This window comes from Mesorhizobium sp. P2_F5 (assembly GCF_056403715.1).
On record NZ_JBFUEY010000035.1, the window covers coordinates 26,465 to 52,011 of the forward strand.

Annotated in this window: 27 protein-coding genes and 1 pseudogene; 15 read left to right on the forward strand and 13 right to left on the reverse strand. The window is 62.2% G+C overall.

Annotated features, from left to right (window positions below; all coding sequences use genetic code 11):
- Positions 1 to 23: 23 nt before the first annotated feature.
- Entirely contained in the window at positions 24 to 1,025 is a 1,002-nt protein-coding gene (gene speB / locus AC1DYO_RS29940) for an agmatinase (protein WP_477267980.1), read from the reverse strand.
- Between the two features lie 246 nt (positions 1,026 to 1,271).
- On the opposite strand from speB, the gene AC1DYO_RS29945 reads away from it, so the two are divergent.
- Positions 1,272 to 2,324 (forward strand): glycerophosphodiester phosphodiesterase family protein, encoded by a 1,053-nt coding sequence (locus AC1DYO_RS29945; protein WP_477267982.1) that lies wholly within the window; start codon positions 1,272 to 1,274, stop codon positions 2,322 to 2,324.
- A gap of 212 nt (positions 2,325 to 2,536) precedes the next feature.
- Here the strand turns inward: AC1DYO_RS29945 and AC1DYO_RS29950 are convergent, their stop codons facing one another.
- Positions 2,537 to 3,406: an aldo/keto reductase family oxidoreductase gene (locus tag AC1DYO_RS29950; RefSeq protein WP_477267984.1), complete on the reverse strand. Its 870-nt coding sequence runs from the start codon at positions 3,404 to 3,406 to the stop codon at positions 2,537 to 2,539.
- Between the two features lie 91 nt (positions 3,407 to 3,497).
- Here AC1DYO_RS29950 and AC1DYO_RS29955 point away from each other — a divergent pair, with 91 nt between their 5' ends.
- Complete coding sequence (locus AC1DYO_RS29955) at positions 3,498 to 4,397, forward strand: LysR family transcriptional regulator (protein WP_477267985.1); 900 nt, start codon at positions 3,498 to 3,500, stop codon at positions 4,395 to 4,397.
- A gap of 297 nt (positions 4,398 to 4,694) precedes the next feature.
- Here AC1DYO_RS29955 and rpsI read toward each other — a convergent pair whose 3' ends face one another.
- The 5 genes from rpsI to AC1DYO_RS29980 all read right to left on the reverse strand — a co-directional run bounded on the left by rpsI (position 4,695) and on the right by AC1DYO_RS29980 (position 7,029).
- Positions 4,695 to 5,177, reverse strand: coding sequence for a 30S ribosomal protein S9 (rpsI, locus tag AC1DYO_RS29960; RefSeq protein ID WP_023669408.1), 483 nt, complete (start codon positions 5,175 to 5,177; stop codon positions 4,695 to 4,697).
- 1 nt (position 5,178) lies between these two features.
- Positions 5,179 to 5,643 carry a 50S ribosomal protein L13 gene (gene rplM / locus AC1DYO_RS29965; protein WP_023669409.1) on the reverse strand — a complete coding sequence of 155 codons (465 nt, stop codon included), beginning with the start codon at positions 5,641 to 5,643 and terminating at the stop codon, positions 5,179 to 5,181.
- 275 nt (positions 5,644 to 5,918) lie between these two features.
- Positions 5,919 to 6,317, reverse strand: a complete 399-nt coding sequence (locus AC1DYO_RS29970; protein WP_477267988.1) for a type II toxin-antitoxin system HicB family antitoxin — start codon at positions 6,315 to 6,317, stop codon at positions 5,919 to 5,921.
- A 19-nt stretch (positions 6,318 to 6,336) separates the two neighbouring features.
- Positions 6,337 to 6,528, reverse strand: a complete 192-nt coding sequence (locus AC1DYO_RS29975; RefSeq protein ID WP_477268051.1) for a type II toxin-antitoxin system HicA family toxin — start codon at positions 6,526 to 6,528, stop codon at positions 6,337 to 6,339.
- A gap of 51 nt (positions 6,529 to 6,579) precedes the next feature.
- Positions 6,580 to 7,029 (reverse strand): PaaI family thioesterase, encoded by a 450-nt coding sequence (locus AC1DYO_RS29980; RefSeq protein ID WP_477267990.1) that lies wholly within the window; start codon positions 7,027 to 7,029, stop codon positions 6,580 to 6,582.
- A gap of 153 nt (positions 7,030 to 7,182) precedes the next feature.
- Here AC1DYO_RS29980 and AC1DYO_RS29985 point away from each other — a divergent pair, with 153 nt between their 5' ends.
- The 7 genes and pseudogenes from AC1DYO_RS29985 to AC1DYO_RS30015 all read left to right on the forward strand — a co-directional run.
- Positions 7,183 to 8,004, forward strand: coding sequence for an enoyl-CoA hydratase (locus AC1DYO_RS29985; protein ID WP_477267992.1), 822 nt, complete (start codon positions 7,183 to 7,185; stop codon positions 8,002 to 8,004).
- Between the two features lie 11 nt (positions 8,005 to 8,015).
- Entirely contained in the window at positions 8,016 to 8,438 is a 423-nt protein-coding gene (locus AC1DYO_RS29990; RefSeq protein WP_477267994.1) for a VOC family protein, read from the forward strand.
- Between the two features lie 9 nt (positions 8,439 to 8,447).
- Positions 8,448 to 9,230, forward strand: a complete 783-nt coding sequence (locus AC1DYO_RS29995; RefSeq protein ID WP_477267995.1) for an AAA family ATPase — start codon at positions 8,448 to 8,450, stop codon at positions 9,228 to 9,230.
- Positions 9,231 to 9,232: 2 nt separating this feature from the next.
- Positions 9,233 to 9,988 carry a GNAT family N-acetyltransferase gene (locus AC1DYO_RS30000; RefSeq protein ID WP_477267997.1) on the forward strand — a complete coding sequence of 252 codons (756 nt, stop codon included), beginning with the start codon at positions 9,233 to 9,235 and terminating at the stop codon, positions 9,986 to 9,988.
- Complete coding sequence (locus AC1DYO_RS30005) at positions 9,985 to 10,506, forward strand: CoA-binding protein (protein ID WP_477267999.1); 522 nt, start codon at positions 9,985 to 9,987, stop codon at positions 10,504 to 10,506. The genes AC1DYO_RS30000 and AC1DYO_RS30005 overlap by 4 nt, the downstream gene beginning before the upstream one ends.
- 183 nt (positions 10,507 to 10,689) lie before the next feature.
- Positions 10,690 to 11,970, forward strand: a complete 1,281-nt coding sequence (locus AC1DYO_RS30010; protein ID WP_477268001.1) for an O-acetylhomoserine aminocarboxypropyltransferase — start codon at positions 10,690 to 10,692, stop codon at positions 11,968 to 11,970.
- A gap of 60 nt (positions 11,971 to 12,030) precedes the next feature.
- Positions 12,031 to 12,282, forward strand: a pseudogene (locus AC1DYO_RS30015) (cupin domain-containing protein); the annotation flags it as partial.
- A 13-nt stretch (positions 12,283 to 12,295) separates the two neighbouring features.
- On the opposite strand, the gene AC1DYO_RS30020 reads toward AC1DYO_RS30015, so the two are convergent.
- From AC1DYO_RS30020 to AC1DYO_RS30035, 4 genes are all read right to left on the reverse strand, one after another.
- Positions 12,296 to 13,000 (reverse strand): transporter substrate-binding domain-containing protein, encoded by a 705-nt coding sequence (locus AC1DYO_RS30020; protein ID WP_477268003.1) that lies wholly within the window; start codon positions 12,998 to 13,000, stop codon positions 12,296 to 12,298.
- A 48-nt stretch (positions 13,001 to 13,048) separates the two neighbouring features.
- Positions 13,049 to 14,110: a hypothetical protein gene (locus AC1DYO_RS30025; protein WP_477268005.1), complete on the reverse strand. Its 1,062-nt coding sequence runs from the start codon at positions 14,108 to 14,110 to the stop codon at positions 13,049 to 13,051.
- 20 nt (positions 14,111 to 14,130) lie between these two features.
- Entirely contained in the window at positions 14,131 to 15,378 is a 1,248-nt protein-coding gene (locus tag AC1DYO_RS30030; protein WP_477268007.1) for a cytochrome P450, read from the reverse strand.
- A 107-nt stretch (positions 15,379 to 15,485) separates the two neighbouring features.
- The gene (locus AC1DYO_RS30035) at positions 15,486 to 16,076 is read right to left on the reverse strand and encodes a hypothetical protein (RefSeq protein WP_477268008.1); all 591 of its coding nucleotides are present in this window, start codon (positions 16,074 to 16,076) and stop codon (positions 15,486 to 15,488) included.
- 318 nt (positions 16,077 to 16,394) lie between these two features.
- Between AC1DYO_RS30035 and clpP the strand changes: the two genes are divergently transcribed.
- From clpP to AC1DYO_RS30055, 4 genes are all read left to right on the forward strand, one after another.
- Positions 16,395 to 17,024, forward strand: coding sequence for an ATP-dependent Clp endopeptidase proteolytic subunit ClpP (gene clpP, locus AC1DYO_RS30040; protein ID WP_477268010.1), 630 nt, complete (start codon positions 16,395 to 16,397; stop codon positions 17,022 to 17,024).
- Positions 17,025 to 17,317: 293 nt separating this feature from the next.
- A complete protein-coding gene (gene clpX / locus AC1DYO_RS30045; protein ID WP_477268012.1) occupies positions 17,318 to 18,592 on the forward strand; it encodes an ATP-dependent Clp protease ATP-binding subunit ClpX in 1,275 nt (424 codons plus the stop codon).
- 274 nt (positions 18,593 to 18,866) lie between these two features.
- The gene (gene lon / locus AC1DYO_RS30050) at positions 18,867 to 21,278 is read left to right on the forward strand and encodes an endopeptidase La (RefSeq protein WP_477268014.1); all 2,412 of its coding nucleotides are present in this window, start codon (positions 18,867 to 18,869) and stop codon (positions 21,276 to 21,278) included.
- 301 nt (positions 21,279 to 21,579) lie between these two features.
- Complete coding sequence (locus AC1DYO_RS30055) at positions 21,580 to 21,852, forward strand: HU family DNA-binding protein (protein ID WP_112392385.1); 273 nt, start codon at positions 21,580 to 21,582, stop codon at positions 21,850 to 21,852.
- 87 nt (positions 21,853 to 21,939) lie between these two features.
- On the opposite strand, the gene AC1DYO_RS30060 is transcribed toward AC1DYO_RS30055, so the two are convergent.
- Positions 21,940 to 22,962: an aldo/keto reductase gene (locus tag AC1DYO_RS30060; RefSeq protein WP_477268053.1), complete on the reverse strand. Its 1,023-nt coding sequence runs from the start codon at positions 22,960 to 22,962 to the stop codon at positions 21,940 to 21,942.
- Between the two features lie 176 nt (positions 22,963 to 23,138).
- On the opposite strand from AC1DYO_RS30060, the gene AC1DYO_RS30065 reads away from it, so the two are divergent.
- Positions 23,139 to 23,705 (forward strand): SIS domain-containing protein, encoded by a 567-nt coding sequence (locus AC1DYO_RS30065; protein ID WP_477268016.1) that lies wholly within the window; start codon positions 23,139 to 23,141, stop codon positions 23,703 to 23,705.
- A gap of 5 nt (positions 23,706 to 23,710) precedes the next feature.
- Positions 23,711 to 24,454, forward strand: a complete 744-nt coding sequence (locus tag AC1DYO_RS30070) for a creatininase family protein (protein ID WP_477268018.1) — start codon at positions 23,711 to 23,713, stop codon at positions 24,452 to 24,454.
- A gap of 166 nt (positions 24,455 to 24,620) precedes the next feature.
- Here the strand turns inward: AC1DYO_RS30070 and AC1DYO_RS30075 are convergent, their stop codons facing one another.
- Positions 24,621 to 25,538 carry a carbohydrate ABC transporter permease gene (locus tag AC1DYO_RS30075; RefSeq protein WP_477268019.1) on the reverse strand — a complete coding sequence of 306 codons (918 nt, stop codon included), beginning with the start codon at positions 25,536 to 25,538 and terminating at the stop codon, positions 24,621 to 24,623.
- Between the last annotated feature and the right edge of the window lie 9 nt (positions 25,539 to 25,547).

The window sequence follows — 25,547 nt, forward strand, 5'->3', positions numbered from 1 at the left end:
GTCAATTCCCTGCTAACTCAAACCTAAATGCCTTGGCCGTGGTTCGCCGCGCCATGGTTGCCGTTGTTCAAGTCTTCCGCCCGTGCTTTTCGCTCGGCGACCAGTCCGAGATAATGCATGGCCACCATCGAACCGGCGATCGCCGTTATATCGGCGTGATCATAGGCCGGCGCAACCTCGACGACGTCGGCGCCGACAATATCGACCTGGCCGAGCTGGCGCAGTGTCGACAGGATTTTGGCCGAGGACGGTCCGCCGGCGACCGGCGTGCCGGTGCCGGGTGCGAAGGCCGGGTCGAGGCAATCGATGTCGAAGGTGAGGTAGGTCTTCCTGCCGCCGGTGCGGTCGACAATGGCATAGGCAATATCGGATGCGCGCATCTCCTCGATCTCGTGACCGTAGAGGATCTTGATGCCGAACGTATCAGGGGCATGGGTGCGGATGCCGATCTGGATCGAGCGGTCGGGATCGATAATGCCTTCATTGACGGCGCGGCCGACGAAGGAGCCGTGGTCGATGCGCTTGCCGTCGTCCGGCCAGGTGTCCTGGTGGGCGTCGAACTGCACCAGCGCCAGCGGCCCATGGATGGCGGCATGCGCCTTGAGCAGTGGCCAGGTAACGAAATGGTCGCCGCCGAGCGACAACAGGAAAGCGCCCGATTTCAGGATTTTTGCCGCCTCGCGCTCGATCGTGCCGGGGGTCTTCTGGTGGTTGCCCGAATCGAGCAGGCAATCGCCATAGTCGACGACTGACAGATGCTCGAACAGGTCGCGCGAGAACGGATATTGCGGATCGTTGTCGAGGATCGCCGAAGCGCGGCGGATCGCCTGCGGCCCAAAGCGCGCGCCCGGCCGATTGGTGACGGCGGCGTCAAAGGGAATGCCCCACACGACGGCGTCCGCGCCCTTTACATCCTTGGTGTATTTGCGCCGCATGAACGACAGCGCGCCGGCATAGGTCGGCTCGAAGGATGGCCCCGTCTTGGAGCGGGCGGTGAAGGCGTTGTCGATGGTCTGGTTCGCCATTACGGGTCCTCTTTGTTCATCGGGCTGCCACAACTACAGAACCGGCACGCAAGATGCCAGTCACAGCTTGGCGAAACGCCGTGGCGTTCTACAGGCTGCCTTCTCAATTCCGCTCCGGCGCGCTGTCGGCATGGTTTCAGCACGACCTTGTTGCAGAGGCGCGACAATCCACTAGCCGGCTTCGTTCACCGGCCTGTCACTGACGTCGCCTATCCCCGGGTTCGATCCGGCAAGGAGCGATTCTCGATGCGGACCATCTGCCTTCTGCTTTGCGCAGCACTTGGCGTCTTCACCGGCCAGGCCTCGGCGAGCGAGACTCGCGCCAGGCAGATTCTCGACCGCTTCGAACATGCCAACCAGTGGCGCGACCATGTCATGGTCGCCGCGCACCGCGCCGGCAGCATGCAGGCCGGCAAAACGCTCTATGCCGAAAACTCGCTCGCCGCCGTCGAGGGCGCGATTGCGATGGGCGCCGAGATCGTCGAGGTCGACATCCGGCGCTCGAAGGATGGCGAATTCGTCGTGATGCACGACAGCTGGCTCGACCGCACGACGACCTGCAAGGGCGAGGTGGTCAACTACACGCTGGCCGAACTCAAGCGCTGCAGGCTGGTGGTCGAAGGCACCGGTGCCGTCACCAATGAGGCGGTTTCCACGCTGCGCGAAATGCTGCTGGCAACCCGGGACCGGATCCTGATTAATCTCGACAACAAGCTCGATGTCCAGGCGCTGCCTGGTATGATCGTCATCGCGCGCGATCTCGGCATGGCCGATCAGGTGATCGTCAAGGAGAACCTCTGGAACCAGCAGCGGATCGACACCGTCAAGGCGGCACTTGACGTTACCGGCGGCGGCTTCCAGTTCATGCCGATCATCGCCGACGACGCGGTGCACGACGCCGCCTTTGCCGAGCAGGTCGGCAAGGCTTTTGCGCCCGGCGCCATCGAACTGATCAACTGGCGGGCAGGGGCTGAAACGCTGACGCAGACCGGTGGACCACTGTTCAGCACCCGCATGCGGGCGATGTCGGTGCGGGGCGGCTGGCACATCTGGGCCGACACCTACGCCATCGTCAACAAGCCGGGCGGCTTCCTTTCCGGTGGCCGCGGCGACGAGCTTGCCGTGCAGGCCAGCCTGCCGGCCGAGACCTACGGCTTCTGGGCCGAACGCGGCGCCACCATCATCCAGACCGACGAGCCGAAGGCGGCGATTGGCTGGCTGGCCGCCAACGGATTTCGCGTGCCTTATGCCGATGAGGCGCGGCCGGCCGAGCCGGCGAGCACGGCGAGTATCAATTAGAGCGGGGAAGCTGCTGATCTCCCCCCTTGTGGGGGAGATGCCCGGCAGGGCAGAGGGGGGCGCTGTCCCGCCGGCCTGTCAGTCAATCTCGGTCAAATTTAAAATTGCGTGGAGCCAGTTGCTAACATGGGTTTGACGAGAAGTGGGCGATCCTTCGCGCCCCCCTCTGGCCTGCCGGCCATCTCCCCCACTTGGGGGGAGATTGGCTAATCTCACGCCGCCTTCGCCATGCCATCCAGCTCATCGAGCACGTCCGCCGACAGCTCCAGCTCCGCCGCCGCCAGGTTCTCCCTCAGATGCCCGACCGACGACGTCCCCGGGATCAGCAGGATATTCGGCGAGCGCTTGAGCAGCCAGGCGAGCGCAACCTGCAACGGCGTGGCGCCGAGCCGCGCCGCCACGTCCGACAAGGTCGACGACTGCAGCGGGTTGAAACCACCGAGCGGGAAGAACGGCGTGTAGGCGATACCGTCGCGCGCCAGCTCGTCGATCAGCGCATCGTCATCCCGGTGCGCCAGATTGTACTGGTTCTGCACGCAGACGATCTCGGCGATCCGGCGGCCTTCCTCGACCTGCGCGCTTGTGACGTTGCTCAGGCCGATATGGCGCACCAAGCCCTTGCGTTGCAGCTCGGCGAGTGCCGTCAGCTGCGCTTCGATCGAGCCCTCGGTCGGGCCCATCCCGAACATTATGCGCAGGTTGACGACATCCAGAACCTCAAGTCCGAGATTCCTCAGATTGTCGTGTACGGCTTGCTCAAGCTCCTTGGCCGAATAGGCAGGCAGCCAGGAGCCATCGCTGCCGCGACGCGCCCCGATCTTGGTGACGATGACGAGGTCTTGCGGATACGGCGCCAGCGCTTCGCGGATCAGCTGGTTGGTGACATGCGGGCCGTAATAGTCGCTGGTGTCGATGTGATCGACCCCGGACGCCACCGCCTCACGCAACACCGCTATGGCCGCGTCACGATCCTTCGGTGGACCGAAAACGTGCGGGCCGGCAAGTTGCATGGCGCCATAGCCGAGCCGCTTCACAGTGTGGCTGCCGAGTTTGAATGTGCCGGACTTTTGGACAGTGGACATGGTCGATCTCCTTTGGGAAGACGAAGATAGACGCTGCTCAATCTCAGGATAATCAGCTACAATCCGCACAGCTTGTGCGGAATGGCGAACAATGATGGATCTTGGCGATCTGAACGCCTTCGTGGCGGTGGCGCGTGCCGGCGGTTTTCGCGAAGGGGCTCGCGCCAGCGGTGGCAGCGCGTCGGGTTTGAGCGAGGCGGTGCGCCGCCTGGAGACGCAGCTCGGCGTCAGGCTGTTCAACCGCACGACACGCAGCGTTGTTCCGACCGAAGCAGGCCTCAGCCTGCTCGGACGGCTTGGCCCGGCGCTGTCGGAGGTGGAGGCGGCTCTCGACGTGGTGAATGGCTTTCGCGACAGGCCGGCAGGCTCGCTGCGCCTCAACGTGCCGGTCAGCGCCGCGCGGCTGATCCTGCCCGACATCGTCCCGGGGTTCCTTGCCGCCTACCCCGGTATCCGGCTGGAGGTGATCGCCGACGAGAATTTTGTCGATGTGCTGGCGGCTGGGTGCGATGCCGGCATCCGCTACGACGAGCGGCTGGAACAGGACATGATCGCGGTGCCGATCGGACCGCGCGTGCAGCATTTCGCCACTGCCGCCAGCCCGGCCTATCTGGATCTTCATGGGCGGCCGCAACATCCGAGCGACCTGCTTGGCCACTCCTGCCTGCGCGGCCGCTTTGCCAGCGGTGCAATGCTGCCATGGGAGTTTGAGCGCGATGGCGAGGTGGTGCGGATCGACACGACGGGGCCGCTGATCGTGCGGATCGGCGGCGCGAGCGATCTTGCCGTCCATGCGGCGATTGCCGGCAGCGGCATCATCGCTCTCTTCGAGGGCTGGCTTCGACCACACTTCGAGAGCGGCGCCCTTGAGCCGGTGCTCGAACCTTGGTGGCAGAGCTTTCCCGGGCCGTTCCTCTATTATCCGGGACGGCGTCTGGTGCCAGCGCCGCTACGGGCGTTTATCGATTATATTAAGGTCAGCAAGACCTGAGACTTGAACCGAGGCTGGCGCCATCACCCCACCCGACGCTGCGCGCCGACCTCCCCATCGAGGGGAGGTAGGGCGTCGCGCCCTTCAGTCGGGCGATTGGCTTGGTATCATTGTGGATTGTTCGGGCGGCGAAACTGCCGCGACCTCCTACCTCCCCTCGATGGGGAGGTCGCGCCGAAGGCGCGGGKGGGGTGACTGCCGAAACGCAAAAAACAAAAAGGCCGCCCGGAGGCGGCCTTTTCGATGTCTGGAACTTCGTAGCGCTTAGCGCTTCGAGAACTTGGCCCCAAGCGCTTCTTAGCGCTTGGAAAACTGGAAGCTGCGGCGGGCCTTCGCCTTGCCGTACTTTTTGCGCTCGACGACGCGGCTGTCGCGGGTCAGGAAGCCGCCCTTCTTGAGCACGGCGCGCAGTGCCGGCTCGTAATAGGTCAGCGCCTTGGAGATGCCGTGACGAACGGCACCGGCCTGGCCGGACAGGCCGCCGCCGATGACAGTGGCGACGATATCGTACTGGCCGGCGCGGTTGGAAGCGATGATCGGCTGGTTGAGGATCATCTGCAGGACAGGGCGCGCGAAATAGGTCGCGAATTCCTTGTCGTTGACGACGATCTTGCCGGAACCCGGCTTGACCCAGACGCGCGCAATGGCGTTCTTGCGCTTGCCGGTGGCATAGGCGCGGCCCGACTTGTCGAGCTTCTGGACATGGACGGGTGCTGCCGGCTGGGTGTTGGTGTTGCCGGTGGCGGCGCCCAATTCTGCGAGCGAGGAAAGCTCAGCCATCTTATGCAACCTTCTTGTTCTTGGCGTTCAGCGCGCCGACGTCGAGGGTGACGGGCTGCTGGGCGACATGCGGATGTTCCGTGCCTGCATAGACGCGGAGGTTCTTCATCTGGCGACGGCCGAGGGGCCCGCGCGGGATCATGCGTTCGACAGCCTTCTCGACGACACGCTCGGGGAAACGGCCCTCGAGCAGCTGGCGCGCGGTGCGCTCCTTGATGCCGCCGGGGTGACCGGTGTGCCAGTAATAGACCTTGTCGGTGAACTTCTTGCCGGTGAACACCACCTTGTCGGCATTGATGACGATGACGTTATCGCCGTCGTCGACATGAGGGGTGAAGGTGGGCTTGTGCTTGCCGCGAAGATGATTGGCGATGACAGTGGCGAGACGGCCGACGACGAGACCCTCGGCGTCGATCAGCACCCACTTCTTCACCACATCCGCAGGCTTCTGCGAAAAGGTTGCCATGGATTTCTGCTTTCGGTTTGGACCTACCCCAAATGATGGAGAAGGCGTTTCTTGTTGCTTGGATTGGCGAAAAGCGCTTGCCCGCCGCCAATAACAAAACGGCGGCCTTTGCGGGCCGCTGCTTCGGGAGGGCTTATAGGCGAGGGGACTTTGCGCGTCAAGGCGAAGGAAAAGCACGCTGGCGTGTAAAAATCAATGAAAACAAAGGCTTGATAAAAAGGTATTATTTTACCACATTGAAATCACGCTGCTTGGCTGCCTGGACCGCGGCAGTTCTAGTGCTTGGCCTCGATTTCCTTGCGGGCGGCGCTGGACAGAAACGCAGATCGCGTGATGCCGCGCTCGCGGGCTGCAGCGTCGATCGCTCGCAAAACCCCGCGCTCAAAAGTCACGTTCGCTCTCACAACGGCACTGTCATTGTCGATGAGCGGTACCGAGACCAAATAGCCGCCTTCAGCGAGCACATTGCGTATGTCGGGGAGAGCAAGGATCGCCTCGTGGCTCGACGGTTCGGGAACCGGCATGTCTTCCGCCCACAATTGCAGGGCTTCAACCGCATTCGGCACGATATCTTCTGCTTCGTCCGCAGCTGAAAAGCAGCCGGGGATATCAGGGAAGCGGATGCCAAATGCGCTGTCGGGATCCTTGTCGACCAGTGCGAAGTAGTTTTTCATGACGTCTCTCTGGTGCGCCTCAGTCCGTTCTTGTCCAGCCTGCCTGCTTGGCGATTGCACGAGCGGTGCCGGTTGGTAGATCCTTCTCAGGATGGGGAACAATCAACACAATCGGACCCTTGCGGAATTTGTGATGCGAGCCTCGCACGGAAATCAGTTCGAAACCCTCATCCTTGAGGCGCTTCACGATCTTGCGGCTGTCACGTTCCAGCAAAGGTCACCCATGCGCACATATATACACATCAAATGAAAAATTCAATCGTCAGGATGGTGTCCGCTTCGGCGGGATCGAATAAGTGCCGGTCGCATGCGCCACAGTCTGTCCCCCGGCGACGATGTCGATGTCGAACACCATCAGGCTCTTGCCCAGCTTCAGGATGCGGCAATGACCATCGATCGGCCCGGCCTCTGCCTTGCGCATGAAATTGATGTTGAGGTTGGTGGTCACCGAGAGCGCGTCCGGCCCGGCATGACTGAGCACGCAGACATAGCCGCCAATGTCGGCCAACGTGAACAGCGACGGCCCTGAGACGGTGCCGCCGGGCCGCAAATGCCGTTCGTTGGCGTTGAGCCGCACCGTGCAGCCGCCAGGGAATACGTCGAGCGCCTGGTACGACGTGAATTCGTCGTTGAGCTGTGGGTAGACGCTGGCCATCAGCGTATTGACTTCGGCCGCCGTCAACACCGGCTTGAGATTGTCTTGGGCGGGCATGTCGGTTTCTCGTTCTATGCCGGGCCTGTATGAACGCAATGGCGCGTTTCTGGCAACACCTTCACCTTTCTGGCGCAAGCGATGGGTGTTGATGAAACCCGATCCGATATTAGATAGTCTGGCGGCGCCCAGCGGAATCGCGGAGACCTTATCATGGCCGAAATCCTTGCCATCAAACCTGCTGCCATAGATGGGCCGGTCATTGCCCGGCTGGACAAGGGCGTGCTGCGCCTGACGCTCGCCAACCCGCCCGCCAATGCCTTGTCGCTTGCCGTCATGGCGGCGCTGAGTGCCGAACTCGACCATGCAAAGGCCAATAGATCCGTCCGCGTCATCGTCCTGGCGGCGGCCGGAAAGGTTTTCTGTGCCGGCCATGACCTCAAGGAACTGACCGCGCGTCGCGCCGACGCCGACAAGGGCAAGGCGTTCTTCGAGCAGACATTTTCGGCCTGCGCGGCCCTGATGCAGGCAATCGTTCGCCATCCACTCCCGGTAATCGCTGAAGTGGATGGTCTCGCCACCGCCGCCGGGCTGCAGCTGGTCGCCAGTTGCGACCTCGCCATTGCCTCGCATGAAGCCACGTTCTGCACGCCGGGCGTCAACATCGGCCTGTTCTGCTCGACACCGATGGTGGCGCTGTCGCGCAACGTGTCGCGCAAGCACGCCATGGAGATGCTTCTGACCGGCGAGACCATCGATGCGGCAACGGCCAAGGAGTTCGGCCTGGTCAACCGCGTCGTGCCGCGCGAATATTTGAATCAGATCGTCACCAAATACGTGCAAACCATTGCTTCCAAATCATCTTTGGTGATCAAGACCGGCAAGGAAGCCTTTTACGCGCAGGCCGAGATGGGGCTGGCCGACGCCTACGCCTATACCGGCCGCACCATGGTCGAGAACATGCTGGCGCGCGATGCGGAAGAAGGCATCGGCGCCTTCATCGGCAAGCGCAAGCCGCAATGGTCGGACGAATAGGTTTTTCGACCATGGAACCACGCATCTCCATCATCACCATCGCCACCGACGATCTCGAGCGCGCCGTGCGCTTTTATGAAGGCATGGGCCTCAAGCGTCATGCCGGCATCACCGACGGTGTCGCTTTCTTCCAGATGGGTGGCGTCATTCTCGGCCTGTTTCCGCGCCCAAGCGCCGAAGAAGATTCAGGCATCACCTTCGCCAAGGCGCCGTCTGCGGTTTATCTCGGCTACAACACACGCTCCGACGCCGAAGTCGACGAGGTGCTCGCCGTGGCGGAGAGAGCCGGCGGCAGGATCGTCAAGCCGGCAGGGCGCGCCTTCTGGGGCGGCTGGTACGGTTATTTCGCCGATGCCGACGGCCATGTCTGGGAAGTCGCGCACAATCCCGCCTTTCCGATCGCGGAAGACGGCACCATCTCGCTGCCGGACTGATCGGTCCGAATGGCCTATCGCAAGCAACTGACGCGGCTGAAGGCGCCTTATCTCAAGCGCATCCTGCTCGATCCCGAACGGGTGGCTGACTGGGAAAAATACCCGTGGAACCTGCCGCTGTTTCGGGGCCATGAATTCTCACTCGAATTCACTACGCCGATTACCATCATCGTTGGCGAAAACGGCACCGGCAAATCGACGCTGCTGGAAGCGATCGGCGCGCTGGCCGGCTACGATGAGGCCGGCGGCGGCAAGGGCTACAGGCCGGTCGACCATTCCATCGCCATCGACAAGAGCGGCGCCGCACTGGCGAACACGTTTCGCGGCCATTGGCTGCCAAAGGTTACCGCCGGCTGGTTCTTTCGCGCCGAATCTTTTTACTCGGTCGCCCGCTATCTCGATCAGGCGGCGCTGGAAGATCCGTTCAAGCCGCCACCGCCGGATTTCCTGTCCTGGTCGCATGGCGAAGGTTTTATCCGTTTCTTCGAGGAGCGCTGCCGCCGGCAAGGCATTTACATCCTCGACGAGCCCGAAAGTGCGCTGTCGCCGACACGGCAGATCGAACTGCTCAAAATGCTGCGGCGGATGGATCAGTCAGGCACCGCGCAAGTGATCATGGCGACGCATTCGCCGCTGCTGATGGCCTGTCCCGGCGCGCGGCTGTTTCGCATCAGCCGCTTCGGCCTCGATCCGACCGATTTCAGCGACACCGATCATTTTCGCATGATGCGCGACTTCTGCACCGACCCGCAGGCGTTTATGGAAGAGGCGCTGCGGGAAGACGAAGAGTGACGATGAGCGACGACGATCTCAATTGGCGGAGCGAACAGGCTTGCCGCGAAGCCTGGCCGGCAGCGGTTGAAACGGTCGTCGACGGCTGGCTGCTCAGGCGCTCCGGTGGCCGGATCCGGCGCAGCAACTCGGTCAATCCCTTGCGCGGCAGACGCGGTGCGCCTGACAAGGTGCTTGAGGCGGCCGAGGCATTCTATGCCGGCCATGGCCAGACGCCGCTGTTTCGAGTTCCCGGGATTGCCGCCGAAATGGACGCGCTCCTCGACCGCCAAGGCTACGACCTCGAGGGCGGAACCATTCATCTCTATGGCGCGATCGACGAGCTGGCTGATATCAGTGACGACCACGTCACCGTTTCGCCGACGCCTGATGAGGACTGGTTCGCGGCGCGATTCCGCATGGGCGCCTATGACGACACCGATCGCCGCGTTTTTCGCGAAATGCCTGGGCTGATCGTCGGCGACAAGGCGTTCGTGTCGTGCGAGCGCGACAGCGAAATTGCCGCTTTGGCCTATGGCGTCATCCGCGATGGGCTGCTTGTGGTGGAGTCGGTTGAAACCGACAGCCGATTTCGGCAGCAAGGCCTCGGCCGCAAGACGGTTGGCAGTCTCATCGGCTGGGCGCGGGGGGCAGGGGCCTCGGCGGCCTGCCTGCAGGTCGTCGCCGACAATGCGCCGGGTCGCGCGCTCTATGCCTCGCTTGGGTTTACGCAAGAACTCTACCGATATCACTATCGCAGGAAGGCGATTGCCGGATGAACCACGATACCTACGACAATGCCTATATCGGCGGCATCCTCAATTCGGTGAAGACCATCGCCATGGTCGGCGCGTCGGCCAATGACGTCAGGCCGAGCTTTTTCGTGCTGAAATATTTGCTGGCCAAGGGCTTTTTGGTGTTCCCGATCAATCCCGGGCAGGCCGGCAAGGAAATCCTCGGTCGCATGACGTATGCCAGCCTTGCCGATCTGCCCGAGCCGGTCGACATGGTCGACATTTTTCGCGCCTCCGCGGCGGTGCCTGGCATTGTCGATGCGGTGCTGAAGCTCGATCCCTTGCCGAAGGTCGTCTGGATGCAGCTTGGCGTGCGCAATGAAGAGGCCGCCGCGCGCGCCGAGGCGGCGGGCATCAAGGTGGTGATGAACCGCTGCCCGAAGATCGAATATGGCAAGCTGTCGGGTGAGATCGGCTGGACCGGTGTCAACTCCGGCGTCTTGTCGTCAAAGAAGCCGCTGATGCGCTCGGGATTCCAGAGTTTTGGCGTGCGCCAGAAGTGATGTGCGGGAACGCCGGCGGACGCATTGCCGCTCAGGCAGAATATTATTCCGGGAAGAAGTGGATTTTCCTGCGCGTTCATCGCAGGTGATCCGCCGAAAGGTATTTTCTTCTTTGCATTCGTGACCGCGCTTCGCCAACAATGCCCGGCGATTTTCAGAAGGTTTCAGGAGAGGGAGGTTTCGATGACCCGTACGCCCGGTTTCAACACGCTCGCCGTCCATGCCGGCGCCAAGCCAGACCCGGCGACGGGTGCGCGCGCCACGCCGATCTACCAGACGACCTCCTTCGTCTTCGACGATGCCGACCATGCCGCCTCGCTGTTCGGGCTGAAGGCATTCGGCAACATCTACACCCGCATCATGAACCCGACCCAGGCGGTACTCGAGGAGCGTATCGCAGCGCTCGAAGGCGGCACCGCGGCGCTTGCCGTTGCCTCGGGCCATGCCGCGCAGGTTCTGGTGTTCCACAACCTCATGCGCCCCGGCGACAATTTCGTCGCCGCGACAAGGCTTTACGGCGGCTCGATCAACCAGTTCGGCCACGCCTTCAAGAATTTCGACTGGCAGGTACGCTGGGCCGACACCAACGACATCTCGACCTTCGAGAGCCAGATCGACGACAAGACAAAGGCGATCTTCATCGAGAGCCTGGCCAATCCGGGTGGCGAATTTGTCGACATTGAGAAAATCGGCAACATTGCCCGCAAGCACGGCCTGCCGCTGGTCGTCGACAACACACTGGCCTCGCCCTATCTGGTGCGGCCGATCGAGCACGGCGCCGACATCGTCGTCCATTCGCTGACCAAGTTCATCGGCGGCCACGGCAATTCGATCGGTGGCGCCATTGTCGACGGTGGCACCTTCGACTGGTCGAAATCGGGCAAATATCCGATGCTGTCGGAGCCGCGCCCGGAATATGGCGGCATCGTCCTGCACGAAACTTTCGGCAACTTCGCCTTTGCCATCGGCGCGCGCGTGCTTGGGCTGCGCGACATCGGCCCGGCGATCTCGCCCTTCAATGCCTTCCTGATCCTGACCGGCCTGGAAACCTTGCCGCTCAGGATGCAGCGCCATTGCGACAACGCGGTCACCGTAGCCGGCTGGTTGTCCAACCATCCCAAGGTCGCCTGGGTGAACTATCCCGGCCTGCCCAGCGACAAGAACAACGCGCTGCAGAAGAAGTACTCGCCGCTCGGCGCCGGCGCTGTCTTCACCTTCGGCCTGAAGGGCGGCTACGAGGCGGGCGTCAAATTCGTCGAGGCGCTCGAATTGTTCTCGCATCTGGCCAATGTCGGCGACACCAAGTCGCTGGTCATCCACCCGGCCTCGACCACGCACCGCCAGCTTTCCGACGAGCAGAAGGTCAAGGCCGGTGCTGGGCCGGACACCGTCCGGCTTTCCATCGGCATCGAGGATGTCAACGACATCGTCGCCGATCTCGAACAGGCCCTGGCCAAGGTTTGATCTTTTACCCTCCCCCTTGTGGGGAGGGTCGGCGCGCAGCGCCGGGGTGGGGTGCCTAGCCGCACGTGGAATGTCGAGGAGCGCGACGGCGGCCTCTATGCCGGGATCTGGGAAGCGACGCCCGGCAAATGGCGCATCGTCTATGACGAATGGGAGTTCTGCCACATCCTGTCCGGCGTCTCGGTGGTTGCCGAGGACGGCGGCGAGGCGCGCACGGTGCGCGCCGGCGACAGTTTCGTGCTCAGGCCGGGCTTTAGGGGCAGCTGGGAAGTGCTCGAAACGACTCGCAAGGAGTATGTGATCAAGCTCTAAATTAGCCCCGGATTCACAGAAGGTGATCGATGTCGGCGCCGGAAAATCCGTACTCGCTCATCATCTCGCGATGCCAGGAACTGCCCAGCACATCGTCGAGGCAGGAATCGATGCGCCGGCGCACCGCCGCATTGCCCTTGGCCAGCGCAAAGGCACCGGCGGCCGGCTTTTTTTCCGCCGCGGGAACGTCGATGACGGTGAGCGGCGCATCGGGGTGCCTGCCGAGATAGCCGCGATGCGCCATGGCGACGCTGGCATAGGCATGCACCAAACCGGCAGCGACGGCGTCAGCCGCGTCAGCCTGCGTGGCAAAGACCTTGATGCGCTCGGGAGGAACACCGTTTTGCAGGGCTGTCTGGTGTTGGATCTGGCCTGATATGATGCCGATCAAGGCTGCCTGATCCTCGGCAACGGACCGGTAGCCGTCGAAGGCACGCGGGTTGCCCTTGGCGACCAGAAGCCCGTCAGCCAGCATCCAGATCGGTCGGGTGAAGTCGACGAGCATCCTGCGCTCTTCCGACACGAACAGGCCCGTGGTCATGTCCCATCGACCATCGACCAGCCCGGGGAGCAGTTCGGCAAACTCAGTCTCGACCGGTGAAAATGCCTCCGCCAGCAGTCCGCAGGCTTTCTCCGCCAGCCTGGCGTCGCAACCGTGCAGTGCCCCGGAGGGGTCGGTGAAGCAGAAGGGAGGTTCTTGCAGGAAGGCGAATCTCATCGGCTCGACCCTATCATTCCGGCGCTACGGTTTGTCGCTGGCGGTCGCCTATTTCGCCGGAAACTGGCCGAGGCATGCGTCGGAGGCCTTGTCGTGCTCGGCCAAAAGGTCGGCGTTTCCGGCATCGACATCACTATCGGATATTTCATCGCGATAATATTGCGTCAGCAGGTCGAGCCCTTCCTGCTTCACCCCTTGCGTCGGCATTTCGCGTGCCAGGCAGCCGCAGAGCCCAAGTGCCCGGTCCGGCGAGCCGATCTTGCGGTTGGTCAGGATGAAATCCTGCGTAGGGCAGGCGCTGATGAACGCATTGAATTCGAGTTTCTCTTGCGTCTGGTCGCCATGGTTGAAGTAGGCCGGCTGCCATTGGCTCTTGCCGCCGATGATGTCGCAGCCTGTTGCGGTGTCGCTTGCGTTGGTGGCAATGGCCTGCCAGGCCTTCTCGTTATCACCCGTCGGATAGTCGAATTTCTCGCCCAGAGAGGCGGCATATTGATCGAGGTCGGTCTGTGCGAAGCCGATCGCCTGAAAGCGGTTGAACTGGCATTGGCATTCTCCCGCGGCCCTTTCGGCCTCGCCTTCTTCGGGCTGTTCGTTTGATCTGCTTTTCTGGCAGGCAGCAATGAAGGCGGCACCGTCGAGCGAGGTGGCAGGAAACGTCGAGACATCGGCATAGCGATCGCCGGTCCAGCCAAACAGCTTCTGGTCGAGCTGCAGGTCGATGAAGCTGTTGCGTTTGAAAGCGCCGAGCCCGACCCTGTCCGGGGGCGTCAGCCTGGCACCCGGAATGTCGCCAAGAACCTCGCGATAGCTGTCGCCTTCCAGCACGAACAGGAACAGTCCGCACTTCACTCCGTCGCAGGCGGGATCCGTGACATACGCGTAGATTTCAGAGAACCCGTCGAGATTGAAATCGACCTCATAGGCCCAGAACTTGTCCGCAGGCACCGCAGCACCTGTCTGGCGTTGGAGCAGGGGCCCTGCCAGGGCACGGGCGATGGCGTCGCTGTTTTCCTGCGGGATGTTTTGTTGTTGCGCCCATGCGCCGGCGATGCCTGCGCAAAACAGCACAAGGGCGAACGCTATCGCCCTTGTCGAAAACAGCCTCATTGCGCCACCCCAGCCTCGCGTCAGAAACCGACGGCGAGCCTTTCCAGCCCATGGAAGTGGTAAGTGTCGCGGAAGCGCGGCTGCTCCGCAAGATGGAGTTGCGGCTGTCGCTCGAACAGCGTTTTCAGCGACACCTGCAATTCCAGCCGCGCCAGCGGCGCACCGATGCAGAAATGAATGCCGGCGCCGAACGACACGTTCTTCTGGTCCGGCCGGCCGGGTTTGAAGGTGCCAGGCTCGGCAAAGGCAAGCGGGTCATGGTTGGCCATGCCGAGCAACAGGCCGATCGTCTCGCCCGGTTGTATGATAACCCCTGACGCTATTTCGGCCTCCTGATAGGCGTAGCGGGTGAACATATGCAATGGCGCGTCGAACCGCAGGCATTCCTCGACCGTGCCCGCGGTAGCCTCCGGCGACGTGAAGAAGCGGGCGGGATCGCCGCCTTGCGCCAGCAGCGTGCGCACGGCGTTGCCGGTCTGGTGCACCGTCGCCTCGTGGCCGGCATTGAGCAAAAGGATGGCGGACGAGACCAATTCGTCTTCGGACAGCTTCTGGCCGTCCTCCTGCGCCGCAATCAGCAGCGACAACAAATCGTCGCCCGGCTGCTTGCGCCGCTTGGCGACATAGCCGCGCAAAAAGTCGGAAAAATCGCGCGCGGCGCGATTGGCCGTCTCCTCGGTTTCGCGGGTGCGGCCATGCATGTACATGGCCACCATCTGGTGAGACCAGTCGAGCAGTTGCGGCCCCATCTCGACCGGCACGCCGAGCATTTCGGCAATGATGGTGATCGGCAACGGCGCGGCGAAGGCAGGCAGCAGATCGACTTCTGCCGGTTCGAAGCGGTCGATCAGTTCATTGGCCAGCGCTTCCACACGTGGCCGCAATCGCTCGACCTGCCGCGAGACGAAGGCGCGATTGACCAGCGTCCGCAGCCTGGTGTGCACCGGCGGCTCCAGCTCGAGCATCGAATTGGTCTCGATGCCGTCGAAGGCGATGAGATGCGAGCGATCCCCGTCGATGCCGCGGCTGTCGGGGATGCCAGCCGGGTTCTGGCGTCCGAAGCGGCGGTCACGCAGCAGCCGGTTGACGTCGTCGAAGCTGCCAAAACACCAGAAGCCGAATTCTTCCCAGAAGAAAGCGTTCGATACGCCATGCAGGAGGGCATAGGCCTCGTAAGGGTTTTGGAAAAACGCCGGCTCATGCGGATCCAGCCGCAGGCGGCGAGGGGCTGGGTCAAAGGTGAGGTAGGGCGGCGAGGATTTGGTCATGCCAGACCATTAGCGCGCCTTCCCAGCCTGATGCCAGACTGTATGTTGGCCACCGACGGGCCTATGGATTGAGCCAACCGAGATGGCCCTCGACGAAGTGTCGAACTCTAATCCTGGCAGTGCCTCGCAATATGCACGCGGCGCCAGCTGGTCGAGCCTTCCTGCACCACCACCCGGCGCGCCACCCTCTGGTATGACGGCGCGATCTCGGTGACGTGCCGCCGTTCCGGCCGCACCAGCACTTCATGGGCAACGCTCTCGTATTCGGCCGGCAGCACAACCCGGCGGGTGCGCTCCGGTTCAACCACCACCCTTTCGGCGACGCGCGCGTAGCGGGCCTTGCGCCAGACCTTGCACAGCACCCGGCGGCCGTGGATGACGCGCCACTCCCAGGCATAGCCGCCATTGTCGACCTGGACCGTGCGGTAAACGGTACGGGTTCTCGCCGGCACGATCTCATAGGTGACGCGGGGTGGCGCGATCTGCTCGACGCGCTCGAGCGTGCCGTAGATCGGCGGGTCGTAGTCGACCAGCTGTCCTCCGGGGCTGACCATGACGTCTTCGTAGACAGTGTCGTAGAGCGCCGGCCTGTGCACCGGCTCATAGCATTCGACTGCCCTGCCGCCGGCAACCGCCTCGGACACCATGCCGAGACCGGCAAGGCTGGCAATCGCCAAGGAAGCTGTTTTCCTGATCATGGCACTCCCCCTGTTTGAACGCGAAAACGCAGGTTCAACGTTGAATTGTAGGGTATGGTTCTCCTGGGGAAAGCGGTTTCACCGCATTTCGTTAAGCGATGCGGTTAAGGAATTGCTACACCCGAAAACACGGCCGGCCGCGTTCGGGCTTCCCCTTGCGCGGAAACCTTGATTCGACTTAACCAGATGGCTAGGAGAAGGCGGCCTTGCGCTAGGGTGAGCCGGCATCCTATTTACATCCTAACCGTCCAGAACCGATTCTGCCCGATTGCTAATGTTCCCGGCGCCGGAATCCCCATCTCCAAAAAGGGATAGTCCATGAAGAACCCCGTCGAAACCTACATGAACCTCGTTCCGATGGTGGTCGAGCAGACCAATCGCGGCGAGCGGGCTTACGACATTTTCTCGCGCCTCCTGAAGGAGCGCATCATTTTCATCACCGGCCCGGTCGAAGACGGCATGGCGACGCTGGTTTGTGCACAGCTTTTGTTCCTCGAGGCCGAGAACCCGAAGAAAGAGATCAACCTCTACATCAACTCGCCCGGCGGCGTGGTGACCTCGGGCATGGCGATCTACGACACCATGCAGTTCATCAAGCCGGCGGTGTCGACGCTGTGCATTGGCCAAGCCGCCTCGATGGGCTCGCTGCTTTTGACCGCCGGCCACAAGGACATGCGTTTTGCCACGCCGAACGCCCGTATCATGGTTCACCAGCCTTCCGGTGGCTTCCAGGGCCAGGCTTCCGACATCGAGCGCCACGCCATGGACATCGTCAAGCTGAAGCGCCGCCTCAATGAGGTCTATGTCAAGCACACCGGCAAGAGCTACGAGGAGATCGAACGGACCCTCGACCGCGACCACTTCATGACCGCCGACGAAGCCAAGGATTTCGGCCTCATCGACAAGGTCATTTCGTCGCGCGAGCCGGCGGAAGGCGCTGCCGCATAAGGCTGCATGGCAGTTGGATGGCGGGATAACGCGCTTTTGCTGGGATTTGCGGCATTTCGGCCACAATTGGCTGTTCCCTCGGCGGATGGGATTGCCTACGTTAATGCTATGTTGATTTTCGACGGCTTAGCTTTGTGCGGGGTTGCCGCGAATCATTGCCACGTTTTCTGATTTGTGTTTCGTACGGAATGCGTTGCGGGAGCCGGGCACTGGCGGCGGCGAATTCCCGCGATAGATAGAATATCCGCCCTTTCAGCCAGACCATCGGCGGGCGGCGATGAAAGGACAGGGAAATGAGCAAGGTCGGCAACAACAGCGGTGATTCCAAGAACACGCTTTATTGCTCGTTTTGCGGCAAAAGCCAGCACGAAGTGCGCAAGCTGATCGCCGGCCCAACGGTGTTCATCTGCGACGAGTGCGTCGAGCTCTGCATGGACATCATCCGCGAGGAGAACAAGACCTCGATGGTGAAGTCGCGCGAGGGCGTGCCGACCCCGCAGGAGATCCTGAAGGTTCTCGACGACTATGTCATCGGCCAGCCCTACGCCAAGCGCGTGCTGTCGGTGGCCGTCCACAACCACTACAAGCGCCTGGCGCATGCCGGCAAGAACAACGATGTCGAACTGGCGAAGTCCAACATCCTGCTGATCGGCCCGACCGGCTGCGGCAAGACGCTGCTCGCCCAGACGCTGGCCCGCATCATCGATGTTCCCTTCACCATGGCCGACGCCACGACCCTGACCGAAGCCGGTTATGTCGGTGAGGACGTCGAAAACATCATCCTGAAGCTCCTGCAGTCGGCCGACTATAATGTCGAGCGCGCCCAGCGCGGCATCGTCTACATCGACGAAATCGACAAGATTTCGCGCAAGTCGGACAACCCCTCGATCACCCGCGACGTGTCGGGCGAGGGCGTCCAGCAGGCGCTTCTGAAGATCATGGAAGGCACGGTCGCCTCCGTGCCGCCGCAAGGCGGCCGGAAGCATCCGCAGCAGGAATTCCTGCAGGTCGACACCGCCAACATCCTGTTCATCTGCGGCGGCGCTTTCGCCGGGCTGGACAAGATCATCTCGGATCGCGGCAGGAAGACTTCGATCGGCTTCGGTGCCATCGTCGCTTCGCCCGAGGATCGTCGCACCGGCGATGTCTTCCGCCTGGTCGAGCCCGAGGATCTCTTGAAGTTCGGCCTCATCCCCGAATTTGTCGGCCGTCTGCCGGTCCTGGCGACGCTGGAAGACCTCGACGAGCCGGCGCTGATCCAGATCCTGACCGAGCCGAAGAACGCGCTGGTCAAGCAGTATCAGCGGCTGTTCGAGATGGAGAGTGTCGACCTGACCTTCCACGAGAATGCACTGTCGGCGATCGCCAAGCGCGCCATCGACCGCAAGACCGGCGCCCGCGGCCTGCGYTCSATCATGGAAGCGATCCTGCTCGACACCATGTTCGAACTGCCGGCGCTGGAAGGCGTGCGTGAAGTGGTGATTTCCGAAGAAGTGGTGACCGGCAGTGCCCGGCCGCTCTACATCTATTCGGAGCAGAAGGAAAAGAAGGGCAACGTCAGCGCCTGATATGGCATCTGGCCCAACCTTTTTATGGAACGGCGCCCCTTGGGCGCCGTTTTGCTGTGGTGAGGTACCAAGCCTTGTGCCGGAGTGGATGAACGGACCGTGCTAACCCTTGATCTTTGCCCCTCGTGCATCCAACTAACAACAGAAGGCCGTGGTGGCATATTCTGTGCTGTAAAACTCCCGTCACAAACGGTGGTAGGCGGAACGACCCACGGTCGTTAATATGAGATTCGCGGTTGGCTCAATTAGCGGCCGCGACATGAAAGGTTGGACAATGGCCAAAATATCCAAGGCTCCCAGCGACGGCGTCTTCGCAGTCCTCCCACTGCGCGACATCGTGGTGTTCCCGCACATGATCGTTCCGCTCTTTGTCGGGCGTGAAAAGTCGATCAAGGCGCTGGAAGAGGTTATGGGTCAGGAAAAGCAGATCCTGCTTGCCACCCAGATGAATGCCGCCGATGACGATCCCGAGCCCGATGCGATCTTCGACATCGGCACACTCGCCAATGTGCTGCAATTGCTGAAGCTGCCCGATGGCACCGTCAAGGTGCTGGTCGAAGGCGCTTCGCGTGCCAAAATCGTCTCGTTCACCGACCGTCCGGACTTCCACGAAGCCCGCGCTGCCGCGCTGGTCGAGCCGGAAGAGGAAGAGGTTGAGGTCGAGGCGCTCGCCCGTTCGGTCGTCACCGACTTCGAAAACTACGTCAAGCTGAACAAGAAGATCTCGCCCGAAGTGGTGGGCGCTGCCAGCCAGATCGACGACTATTCCAAGCTCGCCGATACGGTTGCTTCGCACCTCGCCATCAAGATCCCCGAGAAGCAGGAGATGTTGGCCACGCTGTCCGTCAAGGAACGGCTGGAAAAGGCGATGGGCTTCATGGAAGCCGAAATCTCCGTTCTGCAGGTGGAGAAGCGCATCCGCTCGCGCGTCAAGCGCCAGATGGAGAAGACGCAGCGCGAATACTACCTCAACGAGCAGATGAAGGCGATCCAGAAGGAGCTCGGCGAAGGCGAGGACGGCCGCGACGAGGCCGCCGAGATCGAGGCGCGCATCAAGAAGACGAAGCTCTCCAAGGAGGCCCGCGAAAAGGCGGAAGCCGAACTGAAGAAGCTGCGGACGATGTCGCCGATGTCGGCTGAATCGACCGTCGTGCGCAACTATCTCGACTGGATCCTGTCGATCCCGTGGGGCAAGAACTCCAAGGTCAAGCAGGACCTGGCCTTTGCGCAGAACGTGCTCGATACCGATCATTTCGGCCTCGACAAGGTCAAGGACCGCATCGTCGAGTATCTTGCCGTGCAAAGCCGCCAGAAGAAGCTGAAGGGGCCGATCCTGTGCCTCGTCGGCCCTCCCGGCGTCGGCAAGACCTCGCTGGGCAAGTCGATCGCCAAGGCGACCGGCCGCGAGTTCATCCGCATGGCGCTTGGCGGCGTGCGTGACGAGGCCGAGATCCGTGGCCACCGCCGCACCTATATCGGCTCGATGCCCGGCAAGGTCATCCAGTCGATGAAGAAGGCCAAGAAGTCCAACCCGCTTTTCCTGCTCGACGAGATCGACAAGATGGGCCAGGACTTCCGCGGCGATCCGTCGTCGGCCTTGCTCGAGGTGCTCGATCCCGAGCAGAACTCGACGTTCATGGACCATTACCTCGAGGTCGAATACGACCTGTCGAGCGTGATGTTCGTGACGACGGCGAACACGCTGAACATCCCTGCGCCCCTGATGGACCGCATGGAGATCATCCGTATCGCCGGCTACACCGAGGACGAGAAGATCGAGATCGCAAAGCGTCACCTGATGCCCAAGGTGATCCGCGACCACGCGCTGCAGCCGAAGGAATTCTCCGTCGGCGAGGACGCGATCCGCGGCATCATCCAGACCTACACCCGCGAAGCGGGCGTCAGAAGCCTGGAGCGCGAGCTGATGAAGCTCGGGCGCAAGGCGGTGACCGAGATCCTGAAGACGAAGAAGAAGACGGTGAGCATCACGGCGGCGAACCTCGCCGATTACCTCGGTGTTCCGCGCTTCCGCTTCGGTCAGGTCGAGGCTGACGATCAGGTCGGTGTCGTTACCGGTCTTGCCTGGACGGAAGTCGGCGGCGAGCTGCTGACGGTCGAAGGCGTCATGATGCCCGGCAAGGGCCGCATGACGGTGACCGGCAATCTGCGCGACGTGATGAAGGAATCGATCTCGGCGGCGGCTTCCTATGTCCGCTCGCGAGCCATCGATTTCGGCATCGAGCCGCCGCTGTTCGACAAGCGTGACATCCACGTTCACCTGCCGGAAGGCGCCACGCCGAAGGACGGCCCGTCTGCCGGTGCTGCCATGGCGACAGCCATCGTGTCTGTCATGACAGGTATTCCGGTCCGGGCCGATGTGGCGATGACTGGCGAGATAACGCTTCGCGGCCGCATCTTGCCGATCGGCGGTCTCAAGGAGAAGCTGCTCGCCGCACTGCGCGGCGGCATCAAGAAGGTGCTGATCCCGGAAGACAACGCCAAGGATCTGGCGGAGATTCCGGACAATGTGAAGAACGGCATGGAGATCATTCCGGTCTCACGCGTCGGCGAGGTTCTGAGGCACGCGCTGGTGCGTATGCCGGAGCCGATCGAGTGGGTCGAGCCGGTAAATCCGCCGGCCGCAACCGATACCGTTGACGATGCTGGAAAGTCGCTTGCACACTAGAGCGCCGCGCGTCCACTTGGACGCGCAAAGGACGCTCTAGCACTCTAGACTGGCGCATGGTCCTTTCCGAAAACCGACCGCGGTTTTCGGTGCCATGCGTTAGTTTTAGCTAAAGTTGCAGTGCACAAAGAGAGAGCCGGGCCCTGAGCCCGGCTTTTTCATGTGAAAAACCCACCTTTTCCGGGCTTTTTCCAACTTTTTTCCCGCTTTTCGACTTGGTTGCGGGAGCGCTTCTTTCTAAAGTCCGTTTCCTGCCGGATGAGTCGAAGATTTCCGGTTTTTCTCATGGAAGGGAATTTTTATGAACAAGAACGAACTGGTTTCCGCTGTCGCCGAATCCGCGAGCATTTCGAAGGGTGACGCACAGTCGGCGGTCGATGCGGTGTTCTCCGTCATCACTGGCGAACTGAAGAAGGGCGGCGATGTACGGCTCGTCGGCTTCGGAAATTTCACCGTCTCCAAGCGCGCGGCCTCGACCGGCCGCAACCCGCAGACTGGCGCGGAAGTGAAGATTCCGGCGCGTACCGTGCCGAAGTTCTCGGCCGGCAAGGGCCTCAAGGACGCGGTCAACTAAGACCATTTTTTCTTTTCAGAGAATGTTGAAAAGCCGGGTCCGCCCGGCTTTTCTTTTGCCCTCACGATAAGGGGAGGCGGCAGGCCGTCAGCCCACCGGCGCATCGGCGCGCAGAAGACCTACCTGCTTGAGATCGGCCCAAAGGGCTGCCGGCAGCTTGGCGTCGAGCAGGGCGCGGTTGCTTTCGACTTCGCTCGGCCGCTGGCCACCGGGGATGACCGACACCACGGACGGGTGCAGCAGCGGAAATTGCAGCGCCGCCTCGATCAGCCTGATGCCATGGCGCCTGCAGACCGCCTCGATGCGCCCGACGCGATCCATGACGTCCTGTGGCGCCTCGGAGTAATTGTAATAGGCGCCTGGCTTCGGCCCGGTCGCCAGTATGCCGGAATTGTAGGGCCCGCCGAGCACGATGCCGATGCCGCGCTGCTCACAGAGCGGCAGGAAGGATTGAAGCGCCTCCTGCTCAAGCAGCGTGTAGCGACCGGCCAGCAGGAACAGGTCGAAATCGCCGCGCTCGGCCAGCGTCTGGCAGACCTCCCATTCGTTGATGCCGCCGCCGAACGCCTTGATCACACCCTGGTCGCGCAGCGCCAGCAGTCCGTTATAGCCCGAGGCCATGAACTCTTCGATGCGCCGGTCGGACGCTTCCTTGCTGCCATGGGTGAAGATGTCGAGGTCATGGACGAAAAGGATGTCGATGCGGTCGACGCCTAGGCGCTCCAGCGAGGCCTCGAACGAGCGCATGACGCCGTCATAGCTGTAATCATAGACCTCGCGGCGCGTCGGCGTGTCGAAGAATTTGCCGATGCCGGTGCGTTCCTCCGGCGGGCAGGCGCGTAGCAGCCGGCCGACCTTGCTTGACAGCACATAGTCATCGCGCTTCCTGCCGCGCAGGAAGGCATTAAGCCGCGTTTCGGCCAGACCCAAGCCATAGAGCGGAGCGGTGTCGTAGTAGCGGCAGCCGGTCGCCCAGGCCGCCTCCAGCGTCGCATTGGCATCCTCGTCGGGGACGGCGCGGTAGAGGTTGCCGAGCGGCGCGCTGCCGAAGCCAAGCTCGGTGAAGTCGATGCCGCCATTGCCGATGCGGTCGAAATGCCGTGTCTTCATGTCGCTTAAGATTTCCTGGATTGATTTGTCTGACATGACACTATCACGCCGGTGGCACAGCAAAAGCCGCGGCAGTGGTTGGACACGCATTTTCACGGTGATAGCATGAACAAAAACAAGCCTTTCGCCGCAAATGCGCAACCGGAAATCCCGGCCACAACCCTGGTGGAACCCTGATGACGAATGCCGGCTCGGATATGTTCGCGACCGCCCTGCAAGAGCTGGGCGCCGTGCTGGCGCGCGTCGACGAAGCCGGCATCGACACCACTTGCGAAACGCTGGCCCGCGCGCAGAAGATCGTCGTCTATGGCTGCGGCCGCGAGGCCTTGCAGCTCAAGGGCCTCGCCATGCGGCTCTATCACCTCGGGCTCGAGGTGTCGGTGGTGGGCGACATGAACACGCCACCCCTTGGCCCCGGTGACGTCTTCCTGGTCAGTTCCGGCCCGGGCGAGACCACGACCGTGCTCACCTTGATGCAGGTTGCCCGCAAGGCCGGCGCGACGGTGCTGCTGCTCACAGCCGAGGCTGGGGGCAGTGCAACGGCGCTAGCCGACCTCACCTTGCTGATCCCGGCGCAGACCATGGCGCGTGACCAGGGGCCGCAAAAGACGTCGGTATTGCCGATGGGCTCGGTCTTCGAAGGCGCGTTGTTCCTGCTGTTCGAGGTGATGGTGCTCAAGCTCAAGCAACGGACCGGCCAGTCGTCCGAAGCCATGCGCGCCCGCCACACCAATATGGAGTAGGCGCGATGCGCTACGAATTGATGCTGCCGCACCAGATCCGCAAGGCGATCGCCGAGAACTGGCCGGTCGTGCTGCCCCTCGGCGTGCTCGAATATCACGGCGAGCACATGGCTGTCGGCATGGACACGCTGGCCGTCATCAAGACGCTGGAGCTCTACGAAAAGGAGGCCGACATCGTCATCCTGCCGGCTTTCTATTACGGCGCGGCAAGCTATGCGGTGGCAGCACCTGAAGGCAGCGGCTCGGTGCAGGTCGGCGGCAATCAACTGGCGCCGTTCGCCGAGGAACTGTTCTACAGCCTGCTGCGCATCGGCTTTCGCAACGTACACGCCATCATCCACCACCAGACCGAGAATTTCGTCGCCGGGATGCCGACCGATCTCGCCTTCAAGACCGCTGGCCGTCAGGCGATCTTCCGCTTCCTCGAGAAGCAGCGCGGCGAGGGCTGGTGGGGCTCAAACGAGATGGCTGACTATTATGCCAGCCACGCCGCCGGCGAAAATTTCTTCAACTGGGTGCAAGTGCATCCGCTGATGTCGGCCGCCATGAACGGCAAGTACCCGTTCGACCATGCCGGCATCGGCGAGACCTCCCTGATGCTGGCGCTGTGCCCGGAAGCAGTCGATGCCGGTCGTCTTGGCGAGAATACCAGTTGGTATACGGCGAGTGCCAAGGACGCGTCGGTGGAGTTGGGGCAAAAGGGCGTGGCGATGATCATGGATCACCTGCGGGCGATATTGGGGCGCTAGCGGGGGTTCTTCCCTTCTCCCCTTGTGGGAGAAGGTGTCGCCGAAGGCGACGGATGAGGGGTGTTCCAGGGAACGCCAACGCCTCACTCCGCTGGAACACCCCTCATCCGTCTCGGCGCTGCGCGCCGATCCACCTTCTCCCACAAGGGGAGAAGGAAGAGGCGCCCTACTTCACCGCGCCCGCCGTCATACCCATGATCAGATAGCGTTCCAGCGCAATGCCAATCACCGCCAGTGGCGCGATCGCGGCGGTGGCCAGCGCTGCCATCGACCACCAGTTGATGCCTTGCGAGCCGGTCTGGCTCGCCACCATCACCGGAATGGTCTTGGCGTCGGTCGAGGTTAGAAGGGCAGCGAAGAAGTACTCGTTCCAGCACAGCACCATCGCCAGGATGAAGGCGGCGACCATGCCGGGCAGCGCAATCGGCATGACGATGCGCAGGAAGGCGCCCCAGATCGACAGCCCATCGACCAGGGCTGCTTCCTCGAGCTCGACGGGTATCGAGTTGAACTGGTCGCGCATGATCCAGATGACGATCGGCAGCACCATCAGCGTGTAGAGCAGGATCAGCCCGATGCGCATGTCGAGCAGGCCGACTTCGCGGTAGAGCACCAGGAAGGGCAGGGCCAGCACCACCGGCGGCAGGATCAGCTGCGACAGGAAGAAGAAGGAGATGTCCTCGTTCTTGAACCAGGCGAACTGATAGCGATAGCGGGTCAGCCCATAGGCGGCGAGGCTGCCGATGACGATCGCCAGGCTCGAAGCACCGACCGAGGTGATGACCGAATTCATGAAGCGCTTGAAAAATTCCTCGCGCACCGTCGAGGTCTGGAAGATCGAATCCGGCGACAGGCCGAGCGAGCGCCAACCCTTCCAGTCCGGCTGGAAGTCGACGAACGGGATCAGATGGCCCTGGGTGACGTCGACGGCCGTTTTGAACGAGGTCGAGATCGTCCAGTAGATCGGGAACAGGCAAATGAAAGCCCAGAACGCCAGTGCGCCATAGATGAAGACGCGGTTGGCCAGGAAGCCCACCGGCGAGCGGATTTCCGAAGCGACATAGTCGGTGGTCTGGACGCTCATGCTCCCCCG